The sequence below is a fragment of the Streptomyces sp. NPDC047022 genome, assembly GCF_040644155.1.
In the GTDB taxonomy this organism is placed as follows: Bacteria; Actinomycetota; Actinomycetes; order Streptomycetales; family Streptomycetaceae; genus Streptomyces.
On sequence record NZ_JBEYVV010000087.1, the window covers coordinates 1 to 2,579 of the forward strand.

1 protein-coding gene is annotated in these 2,579 nt (G+C 72.7%); it reads left to right on the plus strand.

Features of this window, described 5'->3' with window-relative positions; genetic code table 11:
• Positions 1-2,579: AMP-binding protein (locus tag ABZ845_RS31830; protein WP_360986999.1), on the plus strand; the 2,579-nt coding region annotated here is incomplete at both ends.

Sequence of the window (2,579 nt, forward strand, 5' to 3'; positions counted from 1 at the left end):
AGAGTGTGCTGGTGGCGCATCCGCTGGTGGCACAGGCGGTGGTGGTGGCCCGTGAGGACGTCCCGGGGGATGTGCGGTTGGTGGCCTATGTGGTGTCCGCTGACGCGGATGAGGCCGAGGCCGGTCGCTTGGCCGAGTCGGTGCGGGGGTTCGTGGGGGCTCGGTTGCCTGAGCACATGGTGCCGTCGGCGGTGGTGGTGCTGGGGGCGTTGCCGTTGACGGGGAACGGGAAGCTGGACCGGGGGGCGTTGCCGGCGCCGGAGTTCGTGGTGGCGGGTGGTGGTGCGGGGCGGGGTCCGGTGAGTGTGCTGGAGGAGTTGTTGTGTGAGGCGTTCGCCGGGGTGTTGGGGGTGGAGGGGGTCGGGGTGGATGACGACTTCTTCTCTCTGGGTGGGCATTCCCTGCTGGCGGTGTCGTTGGTGGAGCGTTTGCGGGGGCGTGGGGTGTCGGTGTCGGTGCGGGCGTTGTTCCAGACGCCCACACCGGCCGGCCTGGCCGCATCGGCCGGTCCGGAGTTGGTGGTGGTGCCGCCGAACGGGATTCCGGTCGGGGCGAGCGAGATCACTCCGGGGATGCTTCCGCTGGTGGATCTGGATGCGGCGGCGATCGCGCGGGTGGTGGCGGCGGTCGAGGGCGGCGTGGCCAACGTGCAGGACGTCTACCCCCTCGCCCCACTCCAGGAAGGGATCTTCTTCCACCACCTGATGCAGGCCGGACGAGGCGACGCGACCGACGTGTACATCATGCCGATCGTGCTCGGCTTCGACTCCCGGGACCGGCTGGACCAGTTCCTCGGGGCGCTCCAGCAGGTGGTGGACCGGCATGACATCTACCGCACCGCGATCGTCTGGGACGGCCTGCGCGAGCCGGTGCAGGTGGTGGCCCGGCGGGTGCAGCTGCCGGTCGAGGAGATCACCCTGGACCCGCACGGAGCGGACCCCGTGGCGCAGCTGTGCGGGGCGGCCGGCGGCTGGCTGGACCTGGGACGCGCCCCGCTGCTGGACGTGCACATCGCCGCCGCACCGACCGGTGACGAGTGGCTGGCCCTGCTGCGGATCCACCACCTGGTGCGCGACGACACCACGACGGACGCGCTCTTCGCCGAGGTGCGCGCCGTCCTCGCCGGGCGGGCCAGTTCGCTCCAGGAGCCGCTGCCCTTCCGGGACTTCGTGGCACAGGCCCGCCTCGGCACGCCGCGCGCGGAACACGAGCGGTACTTCGCCGAGCTGTTGGGCGACGTCACCGAGACCACCGCGCCCTTCGGTCTGACCGAGGCGCACGGCGACGGCACCGGAGTGGTGCACGCCCAGGCCCTGATCGACGGCGAACTCGCGCTGCGCATCCGGCAGTCGGCGCGCCGCCTGGGCGTCAGCCCGGCCACCGTGTGCCACCTGGCGTGGGCCCGGGTGCTGGCCGCCGTGAGCGGTCGCGACGACGTGGTCTTCGGCACGGTACTGTTCGGGCGGATGAACTCCGGCGCCGACCCCGACCGGGTGCAGGGCCCATTCATCAACACGCTGCCGCTGCGGGTGCGCACCGGCGCGGGCAGTGTGACCGAGGCGCTGTCCGGGATGCGGCAGCAGCTGGCCGAGCTGATGGCGCACGAGCACGCCCCGCTGGTGCTGGCGCAGCAGGCCAGCGGTGTGCCGGGCGGCAGCCCGCTCTTCACGGCGCTGTTCAACTACCGGCACGCCCAGGGCGGTACCCCGCAGGTCGGCGCCGGGCTGGGCCCGGGCCTCGAGGGCCTGCGCTTCCTGTTCTCCGAAGGCCGTACCAACTACCCGCTGGTGGCAGGCGTCGACGACGACGGCGAGCAGTTCCGGCTCAGCGTCGACGCGGCGGCACCGGCGGACGCCGAACAGGTGTGCGCGCTGCTGCGCACCTGCCTGGACAACCTGGTCACCGCCCTGGAGGACGACCCGCAGTCCCGGCTGGACGCCGTGGGCGTGCTGGACGAGACCGAGGTGGCCCGCCTGCTGGAGCAGTGGAACGACACGGCACGGACGGTGCCGAACGGCACCCTGCCGGGGCTGATCGAGGCCCAGGTGGCGCGGACCCCGGACGCCTTGGCGGTGGTGTTCGAGGGTGTCGAGATCACGTTCGCGGACCTTGACGCTCGGGCGAACCGCCTGGCCCGGCACCTGCTGGCGCTGGGGGTGCGGCCGGAGTCCGTGGTCGCAGTGGCCATGGAGCGCTCCGTCGAGCTGGTGGTCGCGCTGCTCGCCGTGTTCAAGGCGGGCGGTGCCTACCTGCCGATCGACACCGGCCACCCAGCCGAACGGATCGCCCACCTGCTGGCCGACGGTGGCCCGGCAGCCGTACTGACGTCGGTCGGCTCGGCGCCGGCGCTGCCCGGGGCGGCCGGGGTACCGGTCGTGGTGCTGGACGACCCGGCGTCGGCGGCCGAGCTCGCGAGGCTGGACGGTGCGCCGGTGACGGATGCCGAGCGGGGCGGAGCGCTGCTGCCGACGCACCCGGCGTACCTGATCTTCACTTCGGGCTCGACGGGTCGTCCCAAGGGTGTGGTGGTGGCGCACGAGGGTGTGGTGAACCGGCTCGCCTGGATGCAGGAGGTGTAC